This is a genomic window from Spiractinospora alimapuensis (assembly GCF_018437505.1).
GTDB classification, from domain to species: Bacteria; Actinomycetota; Actinomycetes; order Streptosporangiales; family Streptosporangiaceae; genus Spiractinospora; species Spiractinospora alimapuensis.
The window spans coordinates 5,224,817-5,249,923 of record NZ_CP072467.1; the positions used below are offsets into that span (position 1 = coordinate 5,224,817).

Below are 25,107 nucleotides of genomic sequence, written 5' to 3' on the forward strand. Positions count from 1 at the left end.
CACCCGCTCAGAGGGTGCCGCTCACCAGCTCTCCGTCCTTGAACACCGCGGACACCTGGGGAGTCCCGGGACGGTAGGCGAGATGGATCGGGTTCGGGGCGTCCAGCAGCATCAGGTCGGCGCGGGCGCCGACCCCCAGGTGGCCGACGTCGTCGCGGCGCAGAGCGCGTGCGCCGCCGGCGGTCGCCGCCCACACCGCCTCGTCCGGCGTCATCCGCGTCTCGCGCACCGCCAGCGCGATGCAGAAGGCCACGCTGGAGGTGAAGCACGATCCGGGGTTACAGTCGCTGGCCAGCGCGACCACGGCGCCCGCGTCGATGAGCGCCCGAGCGTCGGGGTAGGGGTGGCGGGTGGAGAAGTCCACACCGGGCAGCAGGGTCGCGACCGTGGGGTGCTCCGTCCGGGCCGACTGGGCGAGGGCGTCGACGTCCTCGGGCGTGAGATAGGTGCAGTGGTCCACCGACGCGGCTCCGACCTCGACGGCGAGCCGCACCCCGGGGCCGGGACCGAGCTGGTTGCCGTGAACGCGGGGCAGCAGGCCGCGATCCCGCCCCGCGGTGAGGACACGGCGGGATTGCTCCTCGTCGAAAGCGCCCCGCTCACAGAAGACGTCGATCCAGCGGGCGTGGGGTGCGCACGCGTCCAGCATCGGGCCGGTGACCAGGTCGACGTAGCCGCTCGGGTCATCGCCGTACTCCGGCGGAACGACGTGCGCCCCCAGGAACGTGACCTCGTCGGTGACGCCGGCCGCCACGCGCAGGGCCCGCTCCTCGTCGGCGACCGTCAGCCCGTACCCGGACTTGATCTCCAACGTGGTGGTGCCCTGGGAGCGCGCCTCACGCAGCAGCCGGGCCGCGTTGTCGGCGAGGTCGGCGTCGGAGGCCGCACGGGTGGCGGCCACAGTGGTTCGTATACCCCCCGCCTCGTAGGGTTGCCCGCTCATCCGGGCGGCGAACTCGCGACTGCGGTCCCCGCTGAAGACGATGTGGGAGTGGCTGTCGACGAACCCCGGCAGGACGCATCGGCCGCGGGCGTCGACGCGAACGTCGGCGTCGGGGCTGTCCGAGCTGGGGCCGGCCCAGGCGACTCGCCCCTTCTCGACCACCAGGGCGGCGTCGCTGACCTCCCCGAGTGGGTCGGATCCCCGGGCGGGGTCGTTGGTCACCAACGTGGCGATGTTGTCGATGACGAGAGACGGTGGGGTCGCTGTGCTCACGTGAGCACCTCCTTGATGGCGGCGTCGAGCGCGTCGGCGGTGTCAGGAACCCGAACGTGCGCGCCGTCGCGCACGATCCACCGGCCGTCGGCCATGACGTGACGGATGTCGGCAGCGGTGGCGGCGTAGACCAGGGCGCCGGCGGCGTGCTCGGGGTCAAAACCGGACAGGCGGATGCTGTCCAGACTCACGGTGACCAGGTCCGCACGGGCGCCGGGACGCAGGATTCCCGCTTCCGGGGTGGCCACGCCGCCCCACCCCAGACGGACGTGTCCAGCGGCGCCGGCCGCGTCGTGCAGCGCGGCGGGCGCGAGCGTTCCGCGCCGACCGGAGCGCAGCCGCTCGTGCAGCTCCACCCCCCGCATCTCCTCGAACATGTCGACCTGGGCGTGCTGATCGGTCCCGACGGTCAGTACGGCGGGCGGGTCCTCGGCATCCCCGGCCGTCAGGTCGTGGAGGCGTGGGAGTCCGTCGGCCAGGTCCCGTTCGGTGGTGGGACACAGGCACACCGCGCTCCCGCTGGATCGGACAGCGGTGATGTCGCCGTCGTCCAGGTGCGTGGCGTGCACGAGGCTGGTCCGGTTCCCCAGCGCCCCGGCCCGCTCCAGTACCCGCGTGGGCGAGAGGCCGTAGGCGGCGCCACACGCCTCGTTCTCCGCGGGCTGCTCGGAGACGTGGACGTGCAACGGAGCGTCGCGGCGCCTGGCCCACTCCGCGACGGTCGGGATCTGGTCGGCGGGCACGGCCCGGACGGAGTGCACCCCCGCTCCGACGCGGGCGTGGGGCGAGTCCGGCCGGAAACCGTCCACCCGCGCCGCCCACGTCGCGGAATCCCCGTCACCGAACCGCGCCTGCGGCCCCGCCAGCGGTAACGGTCCACCCCGCGAGGAGAGGCCGCCAGCCAGGTAGCAGGTGTCGAGCACGGTGATCCGAATCCCCGCGTCGGCCGCCGCCGCCACGAGCGCCGAGCCCATCACGTTGGGGTCGCTGTAGGGGGTGCCGTCGGGCCCGTGATGTAGGTAGTGGAACTCCCCGACAGCGGTGACACCCGCCAGGGCCATCTCCGCGTACACCCCACGCGCCAGCCGGTAGTAGGACTCCGGGGTGAGGCGCTCGGCCACCCGGTACATTTGCTCCCGCCAGGTCCAGAAGGAGCCACCGTTGCCGTGGGTGCGTCCCCGCAGCGCCCGATGGAAGGCGTGCGAGTGCGAGTTCGCGAAGCCCGCGAGAGTCACCCCCGGAAGTCGCTCCACCTCAGCGGTCGCGGTCGTCCCCGCCACGACCGAGACGATCCGTCCGTGGGTGTCCACCCCGATCGTCACGCCCCCCTCCACCGGATTTCCACCACGCCCGGTCCAGGCCCACTCACACCAGTACCAGTGGTGGCCCCGATCCGGCTCGGGGGAGCGGGTGGAGGTCATCATTGTCCGCCTTTCGTTCTGGTGAGGTCGTCCCCGTGCGATGAACGATGGTGTGCGCTGATTCGCCGGTCCGTCCCAGGCCCACCGGTACAGGGGCGTGGTGTCCTGCCGCGTCCCGGTGTGCCCAGCGTCCGGGGGCTGGTCGTGGCGTCCGGCGCGGGGATGCGGAGTGTCGCGTGTCGCGCCGATCGTCCGAGTGTCGGCCTGGTTCGGTAGGGGACCCCGAGCGGGCGCGGGCGGGTTCTCCCCCTGGCGCCGACACGTCCGTCGCGGCCCGGAAGGTCCGGAGTTCGCCCCCGCGATCGCGCGCCTGGTCCCTTCGAGGCGGAGGCGGAGGCGGGGCGCGATGCGTCCAGGGCGGTGGCCACGATCGCGGTGGACCGGCGGGGCGTCGCGTTCCATCACTTCTGGGCTACGTCCCCGCAGAGGGTCTGCGGGGACGTAGAACGTTGGGCCGCACCGGCCCGTATCGGGGCCAGCCGGCGCGCGTCCCGCGTGGGAGTGTGGGCGGTCGTGGTTCCGCGTCTGGCGGTGCGGGTCGGTGGCGGAGTCGGGTGGCGGGTTGGCGGCCCGCGCCCGCCCGGATCCGGCCACGTCCGCGTGCGCATCCGCCGGAGACGGGTGGGTGATCATCCGTCCCACCTCCCGACTGTGCCGCCAGAAACGGGGCGCGGGTGCCTCACTTCAGCTGGGGGGTGCCTGGTTGTGGCGAGCCGCTGTCCATGACTCCCTCCCCCGCCGGGGCGCGGGAACATGGTGCGCGCGGGGCGTCGGTGTGGCCCGGTGACCCGCGAAACCCCGATGTTCGGCAGGCGGGTGAGAACGGTGTCACTCCGCCAGCCGGGACCGCTGTCGCCCACCAACTCCGGGGGCCTGTACCGCGCATGGAGGGAGAGTGGCCGTTCCGGCGCGAGGGTCGGCGACCGGCCCTGTGGGGCCGGTCGGGGGACACCGCCGTTCGTGGTCATCCCGCGCCGCCGTTGAGGAGTTCGGCGAGTACGTCGGCCAGCGCGGTGACACCCGCGTGGCAGTCGTCGGGGTTCGCGTGTTCCTCGGGGGAGTGGGAGACACCGGTGGGGTTGCGGACGAACAGCATCGCGGTGGGGACGCTGGCGGCCAGGACACCGGCGTCGTGGCCCGCTCCGGTGGGGAGAACGGGGGCCGGGTCGCCTGGGTCGCCGACGATGGTGGCCAGGCGGTCGCGGAGTTGATGCGGGAAGTCGACTACTGGGGTCACGGACTCCGCTGTGTGGGTGAGGGCGACGGCGTGGGCGTCGGCGTGCCGCTGGGCGCTGTCGGCGACGCCGTCGACTACCGCGTGGAGCGTCGCCTCCTCGGGGGCGCGGGCGTCGAGCCAGGCACTGACCTGGGAGGGGATGGCGTTGGTGCCGTTCGGGCTGACCCGCACCTTGCCGACCGTGGCCACGGCGTCGTGTCGCTCGGCCAGCGCGCGCGCCGCGAGGACGGTCTCGGCGAAGGGCAGCATCGGGTCGCGGCGGTCGGCCAAGCGTGTCGTGCCGGCGTGGTCGGCCCTGCCGGTGAAGTCCATGCGCCAGCGCCCGTGTGGCCACACCGCCGAGGCCACACCGATGGGCCGTCCCATCGGGGCGAGGGCCCGCCCCTGTTCCACGTGGAGCTCGACGAACACGCCGACGCGCCGGAGCAGCGCGGCGTCCGGCCCGATCCCCGTGGGATCCAGCCCCGCGTCCTCCATGGCGCGCGCCCAGGTGACACCGTCGGCGTCGCTGAGCGCTGCGGCTCGTTCCGGGGAGAGCGTTCGGGTCAGCAGGCGGCTGCCGAGGCAGGGAATCCCGAACCGCGCGCCCTCCTCCTCCACGAACACCGTCACGGCGAGAGGCCGCCGGGGGCGCACACCGCGCCGCTTGAGTTCGTCCACCGCCGCGAGTGCCGTCACGACGCCCAGCGGCCCGTCGAAGGCGCCACCGTCGGGCACCGAGTCGAGGTGCGATCCCGTGACGACCGCGTCGTCACCGGGCTCCCCCCACCACGCCCACAGGTTGCCGTTGCCGTCGGTGCGCACATCCAGGCCGCGGGCGGTGGCCGCCTCGACGAACCACGCGCGCGCCTCGGCGTCGGCGGCTCCCCAGGAGTATCGCCGGTATCCGCCGGTGGTGCCGTCCCGCCCCAGTGGGGCCAGGTCAGACCACAGGGCGTCGAAACTCGCGGACATCTCATCCCTCCCGCATCGGGATCCGCAGGCCGTGTTCCTCGGCGACCCGGTCGGCCTCGGCGTATCCGGCGTCGGCGTGCCGGAGCACACCGGTCGCCGGGTCGTTGGTCAGCACCCGCCACAGTTTCTCCCCCGCCAAGGGGGTGCCGTCAGCGACACTGACCTGCCCGGCGTGCAGGGACCGGCCCATGCCCACCCCGCCGCCGTGGTGGATGGACACCCACGATGCCCCCGACGACGTGTTGACCAGCGCGTTCAGCAACGGCCAGTCGGCGATGGCGTCGGACCCGTCCTTCATGGCCTCGGTCTCGCGGTAGGGGGACGCCACGGACCCCGTGTCCAGGTGGTCCCGCCCGATCGCCAACGGCGCGCTGACCTCGCCGGAGGCCACCAAGTCGTTGAACCGTTGCCCGGCGGCGGCCCGCTCTCCCTGGCCCAGCCAGCAGATGCGGGACGGCAACCCCTGGAAGGAGACCTTCTCACCCGCCAGCCGGATCCACCGAGCCAGCGCCTCGTTCTCCGGGAACAGGTCCGACACCGCCCGATCGGTGCGCGCGATGTCGGCCGGGTCCCCTGACAGCGCGGCCCAACGGAACGGACCCTTCCCCTCGCAGAAGAGCGGACGAATGTAGGCGGGCACGAACCCGGGGAAGTCGAACGCGCGGGTGTACCCGGCGGTGCGGGCCTCCCCACGGATCGAGTTGCCGTAGTCGAACACCTCCGCGCCGGCGTCGGCGAAGCCGACCATCGCCGCGACGTGGGCCGCCATCGACTCACGTGCCCGCTGGGTGAACTCCTCGGGCTTCGCCGCGGCGTAGTCCCTCCACTCCTCGAAGGAGACCCCGACGGGGAGATAGGACAGGGGGTCGTGCGCCGAGGTCTGGTCGGTGACGATGTCGATCGGGGCGTCGCGGGCGAGCAGTTCCGGAACCACCTCGGCGGCGTTGCCCAACAGGCCGATGGAACGGGGGCGTCCCGCGTCGCGCGCCGCCACCGCGAGGCGCAGCGCGTCGTCGAGGCTCTCGGCACGCTCGTCCAGGTAGCCGGTGTCGATGCGGCGGGCGATCCGGCTCGGGTCACACTCCACCACGATGGCGACGCCGCCGTTCATCGTGACGGCGAGAGGCTGTGCGCCGCCCATGCCGCCCAGGCCCGCGGTGAGGGTGATGGTGCCGGAAAGGTCACCATCTCCGCTGCCCGCCCGCCCCCGTTTCGCGGCGACGGCGGCGAAGGTCTCGTAGGTGCCCTGAAGGATGCCCTGGGTGCCGATGTAGATCCAGGAACCGGCCGTCATCTGCCCGTACATGGTCAGGCCCAGGGCGTCCAGGCGCCGGAACTCCTCCCAGTTCGCCCAGTCGCCGACGAGGTTGGAGTTCGCGAGGAGCACCCGGGGGGCCCACTCGTGCGTTCGCAGCACTCCCACCGGCCGGCCCGACTGCACCAGCAGGGTCTCGTCGCCCTCCAGCTCGGTCAGGCAGGCGGTGATCCGGTCGAAGCTGTGCCAGTCGCGGGCCGCTTTCCCCGTTCCGCCATAGACGACGAGCTGGTCCGGGTGTTCGGCGACCTCGGGGTCCAGGTTGTTGTGCAGCATGCGCAGCGCGGCCTCCTGCTGCCACCCCCGGGCGGTGAGGGACGTTCCGCGTGGGGCGCGCACCGGGCGCGGACGACCGCCAGCGGGTTCGGTGGTGCTCATGGGTGTTCCTTCCTGGTCAGGCGAGCGGAACGACGGATTCGGCGGCGGCCAGAACGGAGCCGTCGGTAATGAGGTTGGCGCCGGCGGCGATGTCGGGGGCGAGGTATCGGTCCGGCCCCGGGCCAGGGATACGTTGGCGCACCGCGTCACGGACCGCCGCGGTGGCGGGCGCTGGGCTCAGCGGCGAGCGCAGGTCAAGGGCACGCGCCGCGGTAAGGAGCTCGACGGCGAGAACGCGGGTCAGACCGTCGACCGCACGACGCAGCTTGCGCGCCGCCGCCCACCCCATGGAGACGTGGTCCTCCTGCATCGCCGAACTGGGGATGGAGTCGACGCTGGCCGGAGCGGCGAGGCGCTTGAGCTCGGAGACGATCGCGGCCTGGGTGTACTGGGCGATCATGTGGCCCGAGTCCACGCCGGGATCCTCGGCCAGGAAGGCGGGCAGCCCCTGGGAACGGGCCACGTCCAACATCCGGTCCGTGCGCCGTTCCGCGATCGACGCGACGTCGGCCGCGGCGATGGCGAGGAAGTCGAGGACGTAGCCGACGGGGGCACCGTGGAAGTTGCCGTTGGACTCCACCCGACCGTCCGGAAGAACGACCGGGTTGTCGATCACGGCCACGAGCTCCCGGGCGGCCACGTCAGTGGCGTGCGCCAGCGTGTCCCGCGCGGCTCCCGCCACCTGCGGTGCGCACCGCAGCGAGTAGGCGTCCTGCACCCGACCACATCCCTGGTGGGAGGCCGTGATGGCCGAGCCCGACAACATCGCGCGCATGTTCGCCGCCGCGGCGGCCTGACCCGGGTGCGGCCGCAGGGCCTGGAGTTCGGCGGCGTAGGCGCGATCCGTGCCCAGCAGTGCCTCCACGCTCATGGCGGCGGTGACGTCGGCGACGCGGAGCAGTCGACCGAGGTCGTGGCAGGCGAGTACCAGCATCCCGAGCATGCCGTCGGTCCCGTTGATGAGCGCGAGCCCTTCCTTGGCGGCGAGCTCGAGGGGGAGCAGACCGGCGGACGCCAGGGCCTTCGCCGCGTCGACACGAGTCCCGGACGCGTCGTCGACCTCTCCCTCGCCCATCAGTGCCAGCGCGACGTGAGAGAGCGGCGCGAGGTCCCCGGAACAGCCGAGACTGCCGTACTCGTACACGACCGGAGTGATGCCGGCGTTGAGCATCCCGGCGAGCGCGTCGGCCGTTTCCATGCGGACGCCGGTGCCCCCGGAGGCGAGGGTGCGCAGCCGCAACAGCATCAGCGCGCGCACCACCTCACGTTCCACCTCCGTCCCGCTCCCGGCGGCGTGCGACCGGATGAGAGACCGTTGCAACCGCGCACGCAGGTCCGGCTCGATGTGCCGGGTGGCCAGCGCCCCGAAGCCGGTACTGACCCCGTACGCCGGCTCGCTCTCCTCCGCGAGCCGCCGCACCCGGGCACGCCCATCGGCGACGTCCTGCCGTGCTTCGTCCGTGATAACCACGGCGACCCCGTCGCGGGCGACCGCCACGACGTCGTTCAAAGTGAGTGGCCCGCGCCCCAGCGCGACCTTCGACGGTGAGTTCACACCCCCATTGCACGCTCCCAGCCGCCCCAGAGCGAGTACCCAGGCGGCGGAACCGTCCGAAATCTCAGACCCGCTGCCGCCCCGCGCGCTTCCGGCAGCCCAGCACGCCCGGGCCGTACGTGCGCGGACCTGTCTCCCGTCTCCGTCTCCGGGGAACTCCTCGCCGTCGGTGCATCCCCGTGTGCGCGGGGCTTTCCCGCCCCACGCATCGTCGCCCCCCTCCCCAGCGGTCCATCCCGGCGTGCGGATCGCCTCGGCGCGCGCCTCGTACGTGTTCAGAGGGGGTGCCTGCGTGTGACAATCTCCCCATGAGTCACGTTCCGGCCGCGACCAGGGCATTGCGGTTGTTGCGCTACTTGGCCACCCGGCCTGGGCCGGTGTCGGCGGCGGCGATCGCCACCGATCTGGGCCTACCGCGATCCAGCGTCTACCAGATCCTGGAGACGATGGCGGAGGAAGGCTTCGTGACGCATCTACCGGAGGAACGGCGGTGGGGGTTGGGGATCGCGGCGTTCGAGATCGGGACGGCGTACCTACGGCATGACCCCCTGGAGCGGCTGGCCCGTCCGCTGCTGGGGGACCTGAGCCGGGAGACGGCGGCCACCGCGCACCTCGGCATCCTGCACGGGGCGGACACGCTGTATCTCCTGAAGGAACAGCCACCGCACGTGCCAACCCTGGTGACCGGCGTGGGGGTGCGGCTTCCGGCGCACCTGACGGCGTCGGGGTGCGCGATCATGGCGCATCTGCCACGGGCCCAGGTTCGGGCCCTCTACCCCGGCCGGGACCAGTTCGTCTCACGGACGGGAAACGGGCCGGCGACTCCGAGTGACCTGCGGGACGTACTCGCCCGTGAGCGCAGACAGGGGTGGTCGAGCGAGGAGGGGCAGGTCACGACCGGGTTCTCCTCCGTTGCGGCGGCCGCGTTCGACCACAACGGCAGTCCGATCGCCGCGATCAGCCTCACCGTGCCCAGCGCGCGTCCGGTGACACTCGACGCGCTCGCGGCCGGGGTTCGTGACGCCGCCGCCGATCTCACCCGGCGGATGGGAGGACGACGAGCCGGAGCCGCGCGGTCGGCTCGCCCGCGGCGCCGTCCCGCCGGGGCGCACCGAGCGCGCGGCGCGCACCTCTCCGGAGCGTGATACTTCGCCCGCCGGTGGGCGGGTGGTCAGCAGACGCTGTCGCTCGGCTTGGGAACACCCAGACCGAACAGGACGCGGGCCTTGAGCCCCACCCACGTACCCGCGAGCGCGGTGATCGCCCAGAGCCAGCCGTGCAGGCTGCCCGACCCGATCCCCGCCAGGTAGGCGCCGATGTTGCAACCGCCGGCGAGTCGGGCGCCGATTCCCATCAACACTCCGCCGAGCAGGGCGGTCAGCACCACCCGCCACCGCATGCCCGTGTGCAGTTTCCAGCTTCCGGCCGCTGCGGCGGCCACCGCCGCACCGAGGACGATGCCGATGTTGGTGAGGCTGTTCTTGTCGGCGAGCACCGGGCCGGCCAGCATGGCCGACTCGCGTTCCTGCTGCCAGAACGCCCACGTCTCCGGCTGCAGGCCGATGAGCTGCAGCCCCTTCGCCCCCCACAGGTTGAACGCGGAGGTGATGCCCCACGCCCCGCCGGACACCAGCAGGACGCCGGCCCCCAGAGCGGCGAGCACCAGCGCGCCCACAAGCATTGGCCAGTTACCGCGGAAGACCCGCAGGAAGCCGGTCGTGCTGGGGACGGCGCCCACGGGCGGCGGGGTGCGGCGGTTCTGCACCAGCCTCGTTCCCACGACCAGGGCCACGAGCAGCGCGATGGTGATTCCCCAGGAACCCGCCCAACCGACGTGGTCCGACAACAGGAACGGCGGAAGCGCGGGAAGGTCGCTGACGGCGGGCCAGATGCCGCTGTAGATGATCGAACCGGCGATGAATCCGGCGAGGGTCACCAGGATGGTGGACTGCCCGGAGCCCACGGCGAACAGTGTGCCCGAGGCGCAGGCCCCGCCCAGCTGCATCCCGATACCGAACAGGAACGCGCCGAGGAACAGGCCCACCCCGATCGCCCCGGCCGAAGCCTGCGGCGCTGAGCCGAACAGCCCGGTTCCGGTGCCGATGACCAGTGCGAACAACGTCGCGGTGGTGCCGAGTAGCAGGGCGTGCGCGCGTAGCCCGGTCCCGTTGCCCACCGCGACGAACTGCCGCCAGGCGGAGGTGAACCCGAACCGGGAGTGGAACAGGGCGAGCCCCAGCCCGGTGCCGAGCAGGAGCAGCGTCGCCTGCTGCGCCCCGTGCGTGGTGCCCACGTACCAGGCCAACGCGACGACCACCACCGCGGCGATGGCGAGCGGGCCCCAGCGGACGGGGTCTAGCGCGGGTGCGGACGGCGGAGGTGTGGACAGCGCGTTGTGGAAGAGCAATCGCGACGCGGGCGATTCCTTCGTGCTGGAGGAAGGCGTGATGGACGTCGTCATCCCGGAGGGCTCCATGACAGGACGAGGCGGCCGGACCGTGGGCCGCGGGAATGGTCGGAAGGTTGTCGCCGCGGGTGCGGGAAGCGGCAGTGACGGCGGGAGGGCGCGGGTTAGGCAGCCCGGAGGTGGCGACGGCAACACAGGCCGTCGTCAGTGCTCGTCAGCGCGTGGGAAATCAACACCATGCGCAAAAACCTCGCCGGACCAGACATAGTGCCCACCATGGTACGCGCACGGCGCCAACACGGGCGACGCCGGCCCCGGCCGTGCGCGAACCGGCGGCTCGGGGAGGAGGAATGCCGGAGCTCAGGAGCTCACAGGCGTGGTCCGGTTCGCGGATGAAGGCGACGTCGAAGTCCCTGTGCCACGTCTGGCTCTCGTCGTTGGACGCCTCCCAGCGGGCCGCGACACGTCGCTCCGGTAGCTCGGGTATCCGACCCGCCAAAAATCCTCGCGCAGGCGAGCCGGAAGCGCACCGACCCGACGCGATCCAGCACGAGATCCGTGACCGTGATCGCCGAGGTTCGGGCGAGCCGCGCCTTGAGAGCCTCGCGCCCCTCCGCGGAGTCGTGCAACGCCGCGGCGAGCGGGTGTGACCGTACGCCATCATCCATCGGCGGGATTGTAGCCACTCCCGCCGAGATGGCCGCGTTCTAGAGTCCGAAGGCCTGGTTGGTCCAGGTGTACTGGGCGTGGAGAAGTTCGGCCAGAGCGGAGGTCACGGGATCCTGGGGGCTGGGCCGGGCCACCTCGACGTGGGGCTCGCCCGTGTCCTCGGTGCCGTCGACCCACATGGTGAGCCGGGCCCCCTCACGGTCCACCGCCCAGGCGGTGAGTGTGGGGGTCGCGGCGGGGGAGGCCTCGAGGTCCCCGGGACGTAGGTAGCCCTCGACGATGTTCTCGGCGAGTGCCTGCCCCGCCGCGCTGTCGCCAGGCCGGACCAGGTGGGTCTGCCACACGACGACCTGGGCGTCGATGCGGAGCATCCGCTGCAACCGGTGGTGCTCGGCATCGAAGTCCTCCGACGAGGGGACGGGGGCCTGTCGAAGGGACTCGGCGCCCGCGCTGAGGAACGTCCGCAGGTCACTGTCGCAGTATTCCCACGCGCCTGGCTCCACGTCCTGCGCGATGAAGCCCACCATGGGGTAGGGGGCGTCAGGAAGCGTGTTGTAGCCGACGAAGAGATGGGGGTACGTCAGCGGGTCCCCGTCACGGAACAGGGAAAGCGCGCCGTGCGTCACCTGACCCAGTGGACCGTGCCCGTGGTCGGGAAACTGGCTCGCTGACTGAAGTGTGGAGGTCTGTCGCACCTTTCCAGACTCGCACAATCGCGTGGCGTTGTCCCGTGAATGCCCAAGGTGATCGACCTGTTCTGTGCGAGTGCCGTCTGGTTAAGATGTCCCGGGCTTTCCGGCGGAGGGTGAGGCACACCGTGGAGTTCGACGGCGGACTGGGCGTGGTAGCGCGGGTGCGTGACGGTCGGTTGGAGGTTCGGACCGAGACCGGTACCAGGATTCTGGCCATGGACGACGTCGTGCGCACGGCCGTCCAAGGCGGCCGATGGTCCCGGCGCGGAACCCTGGAATTCCGACTGGGCAGTGGAGAGACCGTCGCCGTCCCTTTCTCCCGCGAGAACCGGCCACGGGCACGGCGACTGCACAAGTGGCTCGCCCACCGTCGTCAACGAGTCGAGGTCAGGCGGGAGGCCGAGGAGTTCCGGCGGCGGAAGCTCCAGACCATCGAGGAAGACCGTGAGCTGTTCGCGGGCCGGGCGGAGCGCGGGGAGATCTCCCCGGAGGCCTATGCGGCCTTCGAACGCGAGGCCGCGCACACCGTCGAACAACTCGATCGGCAACTGCGCGAGCTGGAGTCCACGCTACGACGCGGTGAGGACGAGGGCCCGGGCGACGCCTGAGAAAGAGCGGTCGCGCCGATCGCCCGGCCGCCCCCTCGCGTGCTCCACCCGATGGCCGGTTCGGCGGATCGTGTGGGTGCTCGACGAGTCAGGGCGCGGTGAGGAGAGGACAGGGGACCCCCTCGCGGAGACCTGTGGATGCCCCTGAGCGGATCGGGTTCGCGAAAAGTAGGCTGTGCTGAAGGGGGGGACCCCGCGCCCGGCGGACCTCATCGCGGCTGAGCGGCGCGGGCGTCGTGCTGGTGTTGGGGCGGGTGCGGGGCGGTCCGGCACGTTGGTCCGGGCATCCCGCTCACCCTCGCTCCTTCCTCGCAACTGTGGCTCCGACGTGTCGGCGGCACGTCCTGGATCTCTCGCGCTGGGTGATCGGATCCCTCACCCAGGGTTGGCGCTTGCTCAGGACCTCGGTCGGGAGTATTTTGTTTACGGTACCGTTCCGTTAATAAATAAGGAGGCGGGCGGCCATGACAGACACCGAGGCACTGGTTGTGGGGGCCGGTCCCACCGGGTTGACCGCGGCGTGCGCCCTGCGGCTGCAGGGGGTGTCGGTTCGGGTCATCGACGCCAACGAAGCCCCGTCCCGCAGCTCACGAGCCAACTTCATGCACGCTCGAGGCGCCGAGGTGCTGGACCGGCTGGGCGCGCTGGGGGACCTGGCGGAGAGCGCGATCTCCGCTCTCACCATCACGGTGCATGTCGCGGGTGAGCCGGTGTCGGTGGTGCGGTTCGGGGACGTCGGCCTACGCACCAGCCGTCCCGCTCTGCTGGCCCCGCAGTCACGGGTGGAGGAATCCCTCCGGGAACGCCTGGCCGACCTGGGGACAGAGGTGGAGTGGGGGACACGGCTCGAGGCCCTCCACCAGGAACCCGACGGGGTGGACGCGTCGGTGTCCGGCGGGTCGCGCATCCGTGCCCAGTGGGTCGTCGGTGCCGACGGGGCGCACTCCACCACGCGCAAGCTCATCGGAGAACCGTTCCCCGGCACGCCCGTCGCCGACACCTGGTTGCTGGCGGACGTTCACCTGGACTGGCCCCTGGAACCCAACGGTTCCTACGGTTGGCTCCACGCCGACGGTGTGCTCGGAGCCCTGCCGATGCGCGACCCCGACGGGCCTGGCATCATCTGGCGCCTGATGGCCTACGAACCCGGGCTCGCCGACACCCAGCTCACCACCGACGAGATCCTGGAGCGCCTGCGGCGGATCCTCCCCGAGCGGACCCGGATCTCCGACATCCACGTCCACGACGCCACCTGGTCGTCCGTCTTCCGCATCCACCGTCGCCTGGCGAACACCTACCGGCGGGAACGGGTACTGATCGCCGGCGACGCGGCGCACATCCACTCACCCATGGGCGGGCAAGGGATGCTCACTGGGGTCGGGGACGCCGAGAACCTCGCCTGGAAGCTCGCCTTGGTGCAGCGCGGCCTCGCCACCCCGGACCTCCTGGACACCTACCAGGAGGAACGCCGTCCGCTCGCCGAGAGCGTCCTACGCACCACGACGTGAACTCCCGGATCCAGCTCGGCGAAGGGGCCATCCTGCGGTATTTCCGCGAGCACGTGCTCCTCGGCGTGATCGGGTTGTCGCCCGTCCAGCGCTGGGCCACCAAGATCGCCTCCCAACTGGGGGTGAGCTACCGCAAGGGTCCGTTGGGCGGCCACCGCGCGCTGCTGTCGTCCGGACGCCCAGGGGTGGGGGACCGGGTTCCCGACCTGCCCTGTCTTCGCCCCGACGGAACCGAGACCCGGCTGCACAGTGAGCTCGGCCGCCACTGGGTGCTCCTCACCCCGACCGACCTCCCGCCGACGGCCGACGCCGCGCGTGCCCGCCTGGGCGACCACGTGGTCACTCTGCGCCCCCAGGCCCGAGGGCTCACCGACCACCTACTGGTCCGGCCCGACGCCCATCTCCTCTGGCGTGGCGACGCCGACGGCGACGGCCCGGCCGGGACACTGGACGCTCTGCTGCGGACAGGACGCATCCGATGACCGCGCCAGCACGACATCCCGGCCGCGGACGTCCCCGCGACCCCGAGACCGACCGTGCGATCCTCGACGCCGCCTTGGACCTCTTCGTCGAAGGAGGTGCGGAGGCGGCCAGCATGCAGGCGATCGCCGCCCGGGCCGGAGTCGGCAAACTCACCGTCTACCGGCGCTGGTCCGCGAAGGAGGAGCTGATCGCCCAGGCCATCGAGGCTCGACGCGGCGACATCCCCGAACCCCACGGCGACACCGTCGCCCAGGCCGTGGAGCGGGTGATCCCGCCCGCCGTCGAGGCCATGGTGCACCCCGGGTTCCGCGCCATGCTGGCCCAGACCCTGGGTTCCGCCCAGACCCACCCCCGCATCATGGCGGCGTACTGGGACAACCACATCCTTCCTCGTCGTCGCGTGGCCGAGGTTCTCCTCACCCGCGCCGTCGCCGAGGGCCTCATTCCCTCCGACGCCGACTTCGACATCCTCATCGACATGATGGTCGGGGCCGTCACCTACCGCGTTCTCCAGCCTCGTCCCCTGGACAGGTCCGAGGCCGAGCGATACCTCCGGTCCGTCTACCGGCAGGCTGGGCTGTTGCCCGCGGTGTCGGACTGAGTCAGGAGCCGTGTCGGTCCGGGGTGGTGAAGGTCCGCGCCCCGGGAGCCAGTCCAGCGAGGGCGGGGGCGACGAAGCACGCCACCGCGCAGGCGATGAGCACCGGTTCCATGCCGAAGGTCTGTGCCGCGGGAGCGATCAGTGCCAGTCCCACGGGAGCCATGCCGTAGGAGAGGAGGAAGTCCAGGGAGGACACACGGGCGAGCTTGCCCGGGTCCACCTCGCGTTGGGCCGCGGTGAACCACGGCACGTTGAAGAGCTCGATCCCGACGCCGGCCACGACGTAGGCCGCGATGACGACGAGAGGGTGGAGCTCGACGACCAGGCTGAGGGGCGCGAACCCGTACAGGCCGAGACCCGCGAGGGCGGCCCATCCGCGCCGAGTCGGTGACCAGCGGGCGACCACCAACGCCCCGATGAGGGCGCCGGCCGTGTACGCCGTGAGCGCGCCCGCCAACACCATTTCCGTGCCGTAGTACTCCTTGCTCGCCAACGGCAGAAGGACCCCGGTCGCGGAGTACCCGGTGGCGATCACGGCGGTGAGCGCCGCGAGCCCCGGCAGGAACCACGGGTGTCGACGGGCCTCGGCCAACCCCTCGGCGAACTCCCTGGCCACCGGCGCCCTGTCGGAGGGACGCTCGGGGGCGCGAGCGCCGGAACGTGGCAACAACGCGGCGGCCAGCCAGAGCGCGGATGTCGCCAGGAGCAGTGTGGAGCTCGCGACGAACGCCGACAGCAGCGCGGCGGTACCCGGCCCCACCAATGTGGCGACACGAACCGAGAGCGTGATCGCCGCGTTCGCGCGCTGTCGGTTGTCCGGCGCGACGACCTCCGCGGTCAGTGCCTGGAAGGCGGGACGGCAGGCTCCCTGCCCCGCGCCCACCACCGACGCGGCGAGAGCCGCGAGGGCCAGGGACGTACCGAGCCCGGCGACCATCACCGGTGTGGCCGCGGCAGCGGCGAGTCCGGAGCACAGGACCACGGCCCGACGGGAGTGGCGGTCGGCGAGCACCCCGCCCACGGGGACACAGACCAGGAAGCCGACGGTTCGGGCGGCGAGGACGACGCCCAGCCCCGCCGCCGTGAGCGAGCCGTCCAGCACCGCGAGGCCGAGCAGGAACGGCATCGCCCAGGTCGCGAGACCGGACGCCGTGGTTGCGCTCCACAGGAGGAGGAAGGGGCTGGATCGGATGAGTGGCCCACCCGCGGGGCGAGTGTCATGGGTGGTGGGCTCGTTGCTCCGCGGAGTCATCGACGGGACGCGCTTTCTGTCAGGGCTGCGTGGGGGACGGTTGGGTGGTCCGTACTGGGGTGGTCGCTCCGGAGAGGAGGGCCCGCCCCCGGGGGTGTTCACACATCCCCGGGGGCGGGGGGCCGTTCAGTCTTGGAGCTCCCGCAGGTAGTCGGCGAAGCTCTCCAGGCCGTCGATGTTGCGTGGGCCGGAGATCCCCTCGTTGTAGTCGAGGACGAAGAAGTTCTCGTCGACGACCGCCGGCACCTCCGCCAGCGTGGGCGAGGAGGAAATGAAGTCGATCTTGTCCTCGGCGGACTCCTCCCCATAGTCGAGGATGATGATGACCTCGGGCTCCGCCTCGACCACGGCCTCCCAGCCGACTTGCGTCCAGCGTTCGTCGAGGTCGGCGAAGATGTTGCGTCCCCCGGCGTGGGAGATGATGTCGTTGGGCGGAACCTGGCTGCCCGCGGTGAACGGCTGGTCGTCGCCCGAGTCGTAGAGGTACACGGGGACCGGGTCGCCCGCCGGTGCCTGTTCCTCCACGGCGGCGACACGCTCCTGATAGTCGGTGATGAGCTCCTCCGCGCGTTCCTCCACGCCGAAGATCTGCCCCAGGCGTTCCAGGTCGGCGTAGAGACCGTCGAACGGCGTGACCCGTTCCGGGTGTCCGGGGTAGTTGTAGCAGGACTCGGTGTGCATGAAGCTCTGGATGCCGAGGCCGTCCAGGATCTCCGGCGTGATGCCTCGGTCGTCACTGAATCCGGAGTTCCAGCCGGCGACGACGAGGTCCGCTTCGGCGTCGACCACCAGTTCCCGGTTCAACAGGTCGTCGCCGAGGAACTCCACCTGTGCGTAGTCGTCGGCCCAGGGAGACTCCTCCACCGGAGGGTTGGCCGGCGGCATCACGTAGCCGTGGACCTGATCCGCCAGTCCCAGCGCGAACAGTTTGTCGGCGCTTCCGCCTTCGTAGGCCACGGCCCGCTGAGGGGTCGTGTAGTCGACATCCTCACCGCAGCGGGGGACCGTGACCGATCCTCCCGCCTCGCCGTCGCCGGCGACCTGGGCGCCACAGCCGGTGAGGAGGACCGCGAACACTGAGAGCGCGCAGGTCATACGCGTGGTGCCGCGCGTTGTGCGAGGAAGGGGAGGGAGTAAAGACATCATGAATCCTTCTCGTGGAGGCGGAACAGTAGTTGTGGAGAGCCCGTGAGCGGGTGGGGGAGGACGACGGCGTCGACGCCGAAGACGTCACGGACCAGTTCCGGGGTGAGGACATGGGACGGGGCACCGGAGGCGACCAGTCGCCCATCGGCCAGCACGCCGATCTGGTCACAGGCCGCCGCCGCCAGGTTGAGGTCGTGGAGGACGACGAGCACGGTGACTCCCGCGGCCCCGATGAGGCTCAGGAGGCGGATCTGGTGCCGGAGGTCCAGGTGGTTGGTGGGTTCGTCGAGGACGAGCACCTGGGGTTCCTGCGTCAGGGCTCGAGCGACGAGCACCCGTTGGCGTTCGCCACCGGACAGCTCCAGGATTCCGCGCCGGGCCAGGTGGTCGACCTCCAGGAGCTCCATGGACCGCTGGCACAGTGCGCGTTCGCGTTCGTCGAGTCTTCGGTTGCCGCGTTGGTGCGGGGCTCGTCCGAGCGCGACGACCTCCTCCACTGTGAAGTCGAGGTCGCTGCCGCCTTCCTGGGTGAGGGCCGCGACCCGTTGGGCGCTCGCTCGCAGGCTCAGTGAGGACAGGTCCTCGCCGCCGACCCAGATCGTTCCGTGTCTCGGCCGCAGCGCTCGGTACACACACCGCAGGGCGGTCGACTTGCCGGATCCGTTGGGCCCGACCAGGCCGACGACTCCGCCGTCCCGGACGTCCAGGTTGAGTCCGTGCAGGATCCGTTTCCCGCTGATCTCCACCGACAGGTCCTCGGCGCGCAGATCCATCAGCGGCCTCCGAACAGGTAGCCCCTGCGGCGCAGGAGGATGATGAACGCCGGGACCCCGATCAGCGCGGTGAGGACGCCCAGAGGGAGCTCGCGCGGTGCTACCGCGACGCGGGAGACGAGATCCACCCACACCATGAACAGCGCGCCGACGAAGGGGGCGACGGCGAGCACGCGTCTGTGGCCGGCACCCAACACGATGCGGACGATGTGTGGCACGACGAGCCCGACGAAGCCGATCGCTCCACTCACCGCGACCATGGCGCCGGTCATGATCGCGGTGACGGTGAAGAGCGTTTTGCGGGTTCGGTCGGCGGCGATGCCCAGGCTGGCCGCCGTCTCGTCGCCGAGCGTCATGACGTCCAGGGGGCGGGCCAGCGAACGCACCACCACGATCCCGACGACCACGACGAGAGCCACGACGGGAAGCGAGCCCCAGTTGGCGGCGCCGAAACTCCCCATGGTCCAGAAGAGGACAGTCGCGGTGGCCTCGCTGCTGGGCGCCAGGTAGATGATCACGCTCATCACCGCCTGGAAGCCGAACGAGAGAGCCACTCCGGTGAGGACCAGGCGAAGGGGCGACACACCCGTGGAGCCGGACGCGACTACGTACACGAGCAGCATGGCGGCGAGCGCGCCGAGGAAGGCCCCGGCGGAGACCGCGTAGACCCCGAGTGCCGAGAGCGCCCCCAGGGTGCTGACCAGCACCGCACCCACGGACGCGCCGGAGGAGACGCCGAGGATGTAGGGGTCGGCCAGGGGGTTGCGCACCATCGCCTGAACCGCGACCCCGACGACCCCCAGTCCCGCTCCGACGATCGCAGCGAGCAGGACCCGTGGGGTGCGGATCTGCCAGATGATTTGGTACCGGACGGTCTCCTCCGGCTGGATGATCCCGCCCGTGAGCGCGGCCCACAGGAACCTCAGGGTGTCGCCTGGTGGGACGGAGGCGGGGCCGAGGCCGATCGCCAGGACCACCGAGATGGCGAGCAGGACCGTCAGGACCGTCGCGTTGATCGCCTGACCGGTGCGTGTGGTCAGGAATGGGGGTGAGGGGCGCGCCGTCGGCGTCGGGTCCGCCGTCGGCGTTTCCGCGGGGGAGAGGGACAGGCGTTGCACGCCAACCTCCTGGTAGTGAAAACGAAAACGGTTTTCACTATAGAGGACGGTTTCTCCCTACTCGCCACCCGGCGTCGGGAACGGAGAGAGGGTCGGGCATGAGCGGCCGGGGTGACTCCATCCCAAGGCACCAGGCATTCCGTAGGGGCTGGCCTCCTCGGAGACGCACGTCGCTGACCCGGTGCGGCCGAAGGAGTGCGTCGCGTGTCACTCCGAGTCCGGGCCGGGGAAGGCGCTCCATCCGGTTCTCAGGTCGGAGGGGGCGATGCCGGCGCACTCCATAGTGAGGGCACGACCGACCACGGCCCATGAGGCGCACCCCGTGTGTTGTGTCGTCCCGACGACGCGGTCACACGTGCGGCGTCCTCCACCGGGCGTGCCCACGCACGCCCGGGGAGTGGGTGTGGCCGTCGGGGGAGGCCACGCCCTATGTCCACCGGCGGTGCGAAGAGGGAAGTCGCGCGCCGAGCGCATCGTCGCGGGGAGTGGGCCGGGCGGGACGGGCGAGTGCCCGCTACGCCTGGGTCCGGGCCTGGACGGCGTCGCGGACCCGGGGCGAGAAACCCAGCGTGTGCGAGAGTTCGGTGGTGGCCTCGGCGACCATCGCTCCGACGCGGGCGACGTCGTCCTCGGTGAGGCGGCTCGCGGGGCCGGCCACGGAGATGGCGCCGACGACGGCGCCTCGATAGTCGATGATCGGCGCGCCGACCCCGTTGATGCCTTCCTCGTTCTCGGCGATGTCGACGCTGTAGCCACGGGTCTGGCACCGACGCAGTTCCTCGCGCAGGGCGGCCGGATCGACGATCGTCCTCTCCGTGCGCTGGGGGATCGGCTCGGTGAGGATCGCCTCGACGTCCGGTGCCGGGGACCAGGCGAGGATGGCGCGTCCCAGAGCCGTCGTCGTCGCGGGGTTGGAGCGCCCCAGGCGGGAGTTGGTGCGCACCGGCAGGGGGCTGTCGATCTTGTCCACGTAGACCACGCGGTCGTCGTCGAGCACCCCGAGAGCGCAGGTCTCGCCGGTCTCGTCGTTGAGCCGCTGGAGGGTTCCACGTGCCTCGGAGCGTAGTTCGACGGACTCCAGGTAGGCGACGCCCAGCTCCAGACAGTGGCGACCGACGCGCCACCGGCCGTTGTCCCCCACGCGGACGACGTTGAGGTCGGCCAGCACGTGCAGCAGCCGGTGCGCCGTGGCCTCGGGAACGCCGGTGCCGCGGGCGAGCTCGGCGAGCGGAAGACCACGTTGATCGCTGGCCAGGGCGTCGAGCAACGTGAAGGCCCGGACCAGGTTTCGGGCTCGCCCGTTCTTGGACTCCTTGGACGCCTCATCGATCGCGCCGGGGCTGACGCCGTGTTCTGACATGACCTCGCTCTCCATCAGCAGAGTCGGCACCCCGTCGGAACGGTCCCGTCGCGTCGAGTGCTGTGCGCTCTCGAGGATAGTCGTCGCCCTCCCCACTGAGGCGTCGGGCCGGTCCCGTGTCCCACGCCCATGGTGCGCTGGGACGCGGGGGCATGGGGGCGCGTTCCGGACCGGCGGAGCTCAGTTGCCCGTGTACTCCCGCGCCAGTTCCTCGTACAGGTCGACCGCCTGCTCCAACTGGCCGACGCCGACGCACTCGTTCGGCCCGTGCGCGACGGACAACCATCCGGGGCCCAGAGCGGCGATGGTGGGCACCCCGGCGGTCCGGATGAAGTGGGTCGCGTCCGTGCCGCCCGGGTACGCCGCGAGCGGCAGTTCCCGACCGAGGACACTGCCGCACGCGGTCTGTGCCGCCCGCAGCACCGGATTGTCCACATCGAGTTCGGCGGACTCCATCCAGCCGAGGGACCCGGGCACGTAGCGCAGATCCCAGGTGACGTCGTCGGGAAGGGCGTCGGCGAGCAGGGCCCGCAACTCCCGGTCCAGCTCGTCGCGGTCCATCCCCGGAACGGTGCGGATGTCGCAGGCGACCGAGGCCTCCCCGGGGTGCACGCCGAAGAACACGCCCCCCTCGGTGCGGACGGCGGCGTTCACCGTCGGCCGGCTCTTCAGCGACGAGGGCTTGGCGACACTCGGTTCGAAGCCCGACAGCGCCAGAGTGGCTCGGGCGGCGGCCACGGTCGCGCTCGTCGGCAGACGTTCGGACAGTCCGCTGTGGCCCTGTTGGGACCTGATGACCACTTCGAAGCAACAGATGCCGCGTGAGACGACATACAGAGCCTCCCAGGGATCACTGACGCCGGAGGGCTCCCCGATCACGATCGCGTCCGCGTCGACGAGGCCACGGCTCGACAGCTCCTGGGCGCCGTACACGCTCCCGGCCTCTTCGTCCGCGGTGAGGATCAGGGAGAGTCTGCCCTGACGTGCCCGTTCGGCCCAGCGTTCGGCCGCGAGGAGCATCGCCGCGACGGCGCCCTTCATGTCGGAGCTCCCGAGACCGTAGGCGAGGTCGCCGTCGACGGTGAGCGTCAGTGGGTCGGTTCGCCACGCCGACAGGCCGTCACCGATCGGCTTGGTGTCCAGGTGCCCGGAGAGCGCGAGGTGCGGACCGGACCCCGCGTCGGCCTCCACCAGAACGTTGCACCGTCCCTCCGCGGTCTCCACAACACGTGCGTCCAGCCCGCGTCCCGTGGCGTGGTCACGGACGAACGCGGCGATCTCGCTCTCGCCGACGCCGGGGTTCTGCGAGTCGATCGCGACGAGCTGGTGGGTCAGGTCCAGTACCGGCGGCGTGGTCACGGTTGCGCTCCTCAACAACGATGTCGTGCTCAGTATTGACAGAGTGTTTCATTTTCTATTTTTATTTGGAAGTGGAGATCAATTATGTGAGATCATGCTCAGCCGAGCACCGAGGAGACGTCATGACAGTGCGCTGGGCGACACGGCGGACCGGGGTCGTCGCCGCGATCCACGGGGCAGGCTGGCGGGGCCGTGTCCCCGAGCGCGGCGGGTGGGTCCGTTGACGTCCCCGGGGCGGGCGACCAGGGTGGGCCACTTCCCCGACCTGGAGGGCAGCTACCTCGACACCGCGACCCAGGGTGTGGGGCCACGGGCCGCCGCCGTGGCGACGGCCCACGCCACCCAGAAGTGGGCCCGTGGAGTCGCGGACCACACACGCTGGGAGGAGCGGGGCGAGGAGGCGCGGGCCCGCGTGGCGGAGCTCCTCGACGTCCACGCCGCCGACGTCGCGCTGGTGCCCTCCCAGGTCGCGGCCGCCACCATCGTCGCCCAGGCGTTGCGTGAGGCCACCGTGGTCGTCCCGGAGCAGGAGTACCGCGCCAACCTGCTGCCCTGGACCCAGTCCCGTCCCCGGTCCCGCGCCCGGATCGTGGCCGCGCCGGCCACCACAGACCGCCTGCTCGACGCGATCGACGACGGCGTCGACCTCGTGGCCGTGTCCAGCGTGCAGTCGGCGGACGGGCTGCGCGTGGACCTGCCCCGCGTCGTGGACCACGCGCACCGACACGGCGCGCTGGTGTACGTCGACGCCAGCCAGTCCTTCGGTGTGGACGCCGACCTGGCCGGTTCCGGGGCGGACGTCATCGCCGCCGTGGGGTACAAGTGGCTCCTCGGCCCGCGGGGGGTGTGCTACCTGATGGTGCGATCGGGGCTGCGGGAGAAGGTCGCGCCCCTGCTCGCCTCACCGGAGTCCGCCGCCGACGCCCGCCACTACGGGTCCGACTACCGCCCCTGGCCGGACGCACGGCGCTTCGACCAACCGCTGGCCTGGCCCGCCCTGGTGGGTGCCACGGCGGGCCTCGACCTCCTGTCCGGCTTCCCGACCTCGGTGCTGGACACGCACTCCGTCGAGCTCGGCAGACGCATGCGCGACGGGCTCGCCACCGCCGGGATCGCGGTCGCGCCCGAGGACCAGCCCTCGCCGATCATCGCGGTTCCCGACCGTGCACCCGCGCGAACGGTGGCCGGACTCGCCGCGATGGGTGTGCGGGCCGCCGCGCGCGCCCACCTGGTTCGCTTCTCGTTCCACCTGTTCAACGACAGCACCGACGTCGATGCCGCCCTACACGCGCTGACCAGCGTGCGTCAGCGGTCTCTTGAGCAGAAGTAGCTCTCGCCACAGCGCAGTCTGGAGACAACCAATGAGCACGTACTCCCAGGAAGACACCGAGAACACCAGAGAACCAGACGGCGTCGACGGCTCAGCGACCAGATCCAAGAAGTCCGGCGCGGCACGCATCCCGCACATCTACGTCATCATCTTCGCGGTCATCTCCATGGCGGCGGCGGCGACCTATCTGGTCCCCGCCGGGGCTTACGACATGCTCCCCGGCCCGCAGGGCCACGACGTCGTCGACCCCGACTCCTTCCGGTACGTCGACGCGTCCCCGGTGAGCCCCATGGGGTTCCTCACCGCGATTCCGCGAGGGATCGTCGACGCCGGCGAAGTGGTGATGTTCTGCCTCATGATCGGTGGCGCGTTCATGGTTCTGCGCGCCACCGGCATCATCCACCTCGCGGTCGACCGGCTCGCGCGTCGCTTCGCCCATCGCGGACTGCTCATCATCCCGCTGCTGATGGTTCCCTTCGCCGTCCTCGCCACGTTCATCGGCACCCCGGAACTGAGCCTCGTCTACATCCCGGTGATCCTCCCGCTCATGCTGGCGCTGGGGTTCGACTCGATCACCGCCGCCGCCACGGCCCTGTGCGCGACCGCGGCAGGTTTCACCGCCGCGCTGACCAACCCGGTGACAGTCGGGCTGTCCCAGGAGATCGCCGGGATTCCGCTCTACTCCGGGATGGGTCTACGGTTCGTCCTGCTCATCGCCGCCGTCACCGCTGCCGTGCTGTACGTGATGCGCTACGCGGCGAAGGTCCGACGAAACCCCGAACGCAGCCTGGTGCACGCCGAGGACAAGAAGAAGCGCGAGGAGATCCCGGGGGCCGCCGGGATCAACGAGTCGGAGGCGCTCACGGCGAGCCGGCGGCAGAAGCTCGGTATAGCGGTGCTTCTCGGGTTCTTCGCCCTGCTGCTCTACGGAGTTCTCGGCCGGGGCTGGTTCATGTTGGAGATGGCGGGCCTGTTCATCGCGATGGGCGTCGTGGTCGGCCTCATCGTCGGGCTGAGCACCACGGAGGTCTGTGAGTCCTTCACCGAGGGAATGCGCAGCGTCCTGCTCGGCGCGGTGATCGTCGGGGTCGCGCGCGCCGTCGCCGTGGTCCTGGAGGACGGCGAGATCCTGGACACCATCGTCCACGGCCTCGCCACGGTCACCCAGGCTCTGCCCACCTTCCTGACCCCCATCGGCATGCTCATCGTGCAGGCACTGTTCAACTTCCTGGTGCCATCCGGCAGCGGCCAAGCGATCATCACCATGCCGATCATGGCCCCCCTCGCCGACATCGTCGGCGTCACCCGCCAGACCGCGGTGCTCGCCTTCCAGATCGGCGACGGCTTCGCCAACGTCTTCTACCCCACCTCCGGCTACTTCATGGCCTGCCTCGCCCTCGCCGGCATCCCCTGGACCCGCTGGATCCGCTTCATGTGGCCCCTCATGCTCATCTGGCTCGCCATGGGCACCACCACCCTGATGATCGCCCACGCCATCGGCTGGGGACCGGTGTAGGCAGTGAGAGCCTGGTCGGAGCGACCTCAGCGCCGCCGCACTCGTTCCAGACGCCTGTGACGTCCGCCGAGAGTGGGTACACGCGTCGCCCCGTCGAGAGCGCCTCCCAACCGGCCGGCGCGAGGGGTGTGCGATATCCGCTATCGCTTGCGCGATATGTGGAAGACTCCTGCCGGATAGGCTTTACCAGGTTCCATCACCGGGAGTGG

At 71.1% G+C, this 25,107-nt stretch carries 20 protein-coding genes; 7 read left to right on the top strand and 13 right to left on the bottom strand.

The annotated features are described in order from the left end of the window. Positions 1-7 precede the first annotated feature (7 nt). From hutI to hutH, 5 genes are all read right to left on the bottom strand, one after another. Positions 8-1,216, bottom strand: a complete 1,209-nt coding sequence (gene hutI / locus J4H86_RS24410; RefSeq protein WP_236540671.1) for an imidazolonepropionase — start codon at positions 1,214-1,216, stop codon at positions 8-10. Further along, positions 1,213-2,640 (bottom strand): formimidoylglutamate deiminase, encoded by a 1,428-nt coding sequence (locus J4H86_RS24415; protein WP_394356412.1) that lies wholly within the window; start codon positions 2,638-2,640, stop codon positions 1,213-1,215. The genes hutI and J4H86_RS24415 overlap by 4 nt, the downstream gene beginning before the upstream one ends. Before the next feature lie 961 nt (positions 2,641-3,601). Continuing rightward, on the bottom strand, positions 3,602-4,828 hold the full coding sequence (locus J4H86_RS24420; protein WP_236540672.1) for an allantoate amidohydrolase: 1,227 nt from the start codon (positions 4,826-4,828) through the stop codon (positions 3,602-3,604). Position 4,829: 1 nt separating this feature from the next. Beyond that, complete coding sequence (gene hutU, locus J4H86_RS24425) at positions 4,830-6,521, bottom strand: urocanate hydratase (protein ID WP_236540673.1); 1,692 nt, start codon at positions 6,519-6,521, stop codon at positions 4,830-4,832. Positions 6,522-6,537: 16 nt separating this feature from the next. Next, complete coding sequence (gene hutH, locus J4H86_RS24430; RefSeq protein WP_236540674.1) at positions 6,538-8,076, bottom strand: histidine ammonia-lyase; 1,539 nt, start codon at positions 8,074-8,076, stop codon at positions 6,538-6,540. Between the two features lie 308 nt (positions 8,077-8,384). On the opposite strand from hutH, the gene J4H86_RS24435 reads away from it, so the two are divergent. Then, positions 8,385-9,221, top strand: a complete 837-nt coding sequence (locus J4H86_RS24435; protein ID WP_236540675.1) for an IclR family transcriptional regulator — start codon at positions 8,385-8,387, stop codon at positions 9,219-9,221. 26 nt (positions 9,222-9,247) lie between these two features. Here J4H86_RS24435 and J4H86_RS24440 read toward each other — a convergent pair whose 3' ends face one another. Together J4H86_RS24440 and J4H86_RS24445 are read right to left on the bottom strand one after the other, a co-directional pair. After that, positions 9,248-10,537, bottom strand: a complete 1,290-nt coding sequence (locus J4H86_RS24440) for a YeeE/YedE family protein (protein ID WP_236540676.1) — start codon at positions 10,535-10,537, stop codon at positions 9,248-9,250. Between the two features lie 653 nt (positions 10,538-11,190). Next, the gene (locus J4H86_RS24445; protein ID WP_236540677.1) at positions 11,191-11,778 is read right to left on the bottom strand and encodes a hypothetical protein; all 588 of its coding nucleotides are present in this window, start codon (positions 11,776-11,778) and stop codon (positions 11,191-11,193) included. A gap of 179 nt (positions 11,779-11,957) precedes the next feature. Here J4H86_RS24445 and J4H86_RS24450 point away from each other — a divergent pair, with 179 nt between their 5' ends. From J4H86_RS24450 to J4H86_RS24465, 4 genes are all read left to right on the top strand, one after another. Continuing rightward, on the top strand, positions 11,958-12,452 hold the full coding sequence (locus tag J4H86_RS24450; RefSeq protein ID WP_236540678.1) for a hypothetical protein: 495 nt from the start codon (positions 11,958-11,960) through the stop codon (positions 12,450-12,452). Positions 12,453-12,916: 464 nt separating this feature from the next. Next, complete coding sequence (locus J4H86_RS24455) at positions 12,917-13,960, top strand: FAD-dependent monooxygenase (protein ID WP_236540679.1); 1,044 nt, start codon at positions 12,917-12,919, stop codon at positions 13,958-13,960. Further along, on the top strand, positions 13,957-14,442 hold the full coding sequence (locus tag J4H86_RS24460; RefSeq protein WP_236540680.1) for an aromatic-ring hydroxylase C-terminal domain-containing protein: 486 nt from the start codon (positions 13,957-13,959) through the stop codon (positions 14,440-14,442). The genes J4H86_RS24455 and J4H86_RS24460 overlap by 4 nt, the downstream gene beginning before the upstream one ends. Then, the gene (locus J4H86_RS24465; RefSeq protein WP_236540681.1) at positions 14,439-15,044 is read left to right on the top strand and encodes a TetR/AcrR family transcriptional regulator; all 606 of its coding nucleotides are present in this window, start codon (positions 14,439-14,441) and stop codon (positions 15,042-15,044) included. Before J4H86_RS24460 ends, J4H86_RS24465 begins: the two co-directional genes overlap by 4 nt. 1 nt (position 15,045) lies before the next feature. On the opposite strand, the gene J4H86_RS24470 is transcribed toward J4H86_RS24465, so the two are convergent. From J4H86_RS24470 to J4H86_RS24495, 6 genes are all read right to left on the bottom strand, one after another. After that, positions 15,046-16,296 carry an MFS transporter gene (locus J4H86_RS24470; RefSeq protein ID WP_236540682.1) on the bottom strand — a complete coding sequence of 417 codons (1,251 nt, stop codon included), beginning with the start codon at positions 16,294-16,296 and terminating at the stop codon, positions 15,046-15,048. Between the two features lie 126 nt (positions 16,297-16,422). Further along, positions 16,423-17,391: an ABC transporter substrate-binding protein gene (locus J4H86_RS24475; RefSeq protein ID WP_236540683.1), complete on the bottom strand. Its 969-nt coding sequence runs from the start codon at positions 17,389-17,391 to the stop codon at positions 16,423-16,425. 47 nt (positions 17,392-17,438) lie between these two features. Continuing rightward, on the bottom strand, positions 17,439-18,215 hold the full coding sequence (locus J4H86_RS24480) for an ABC transporter ATP-binding protein (RefSeq protein WP_236540684.1): 777 nt from the start codon (positions 18,213-18,215) through the stop codon (positions 17,439-17,441). Continuing rightward, positions 18,215-19,333: a FecCD family ABC transporter permease gene (locus tag J4H86_RS24485; RefSeq protein WP_394356413.1), complete on the bottom strand. Its 1,119-nt coding sequence runs from the start codon at positions 19,331-19,333 to the stop codon at positions 18,215-18,217. Before J4H86_RS24485 ends, J4H86_RS24480 begins: the two co-directional genes overlap by 1 nt. Positions 19,334-19,847: 514 nt before the next feature. Then, a complete protein-coding gene (locus tag J4H86_RS24490; RefSeq protein ID WP_236540685.1) occupies positions 19,848-20,693 on the bottom strand; it encodes an IclR family transcriptional regulator in 846 nt (281 codons plus the stop codon). Between the two features lie 180 nt (positions 20,694-20,873). Then, complete coding sequence (locus tag J4H86_RS24495) at positions 20,874-22,052, bottom strand: M20 family metallopeptidase (RefSeq protein WP_236540686.1); 1,179 nt, start codon at positions 22,050-22,052, stop codon at positions 20,874-20,876. 220 nt (positions 22,053-22,272) lie between these two features. On the opposite strand from J4H86_RS24495, the gene J4H86_RS24500 reads away from it, so the two are divergent. After that, entirely contained in the window at positions 22,273-23,382 is a 1,110-nt protein-coding gene (locus J4H86_RS24500; RefSeq protein WP_236540687.1) for an aminotransferase class V-fold PLP-dependent enzyme, read from the top strand. Between the two features lie 31 nt (positions 23,383-23,413). After that, the gene (locus J4H86_RS24505) at positions 23,414-24,898 is read left to right on the top strand and encodes a YfcC family protein (protein WP_236540688.1); all 1,485 of its coding nucleotides are present in this window, start codon (positions 23,414-23,416) and stop codon (positions 24,896-24,898) included. Positions 24,899-25,107 lie beyond the last annotated feature (209 nt).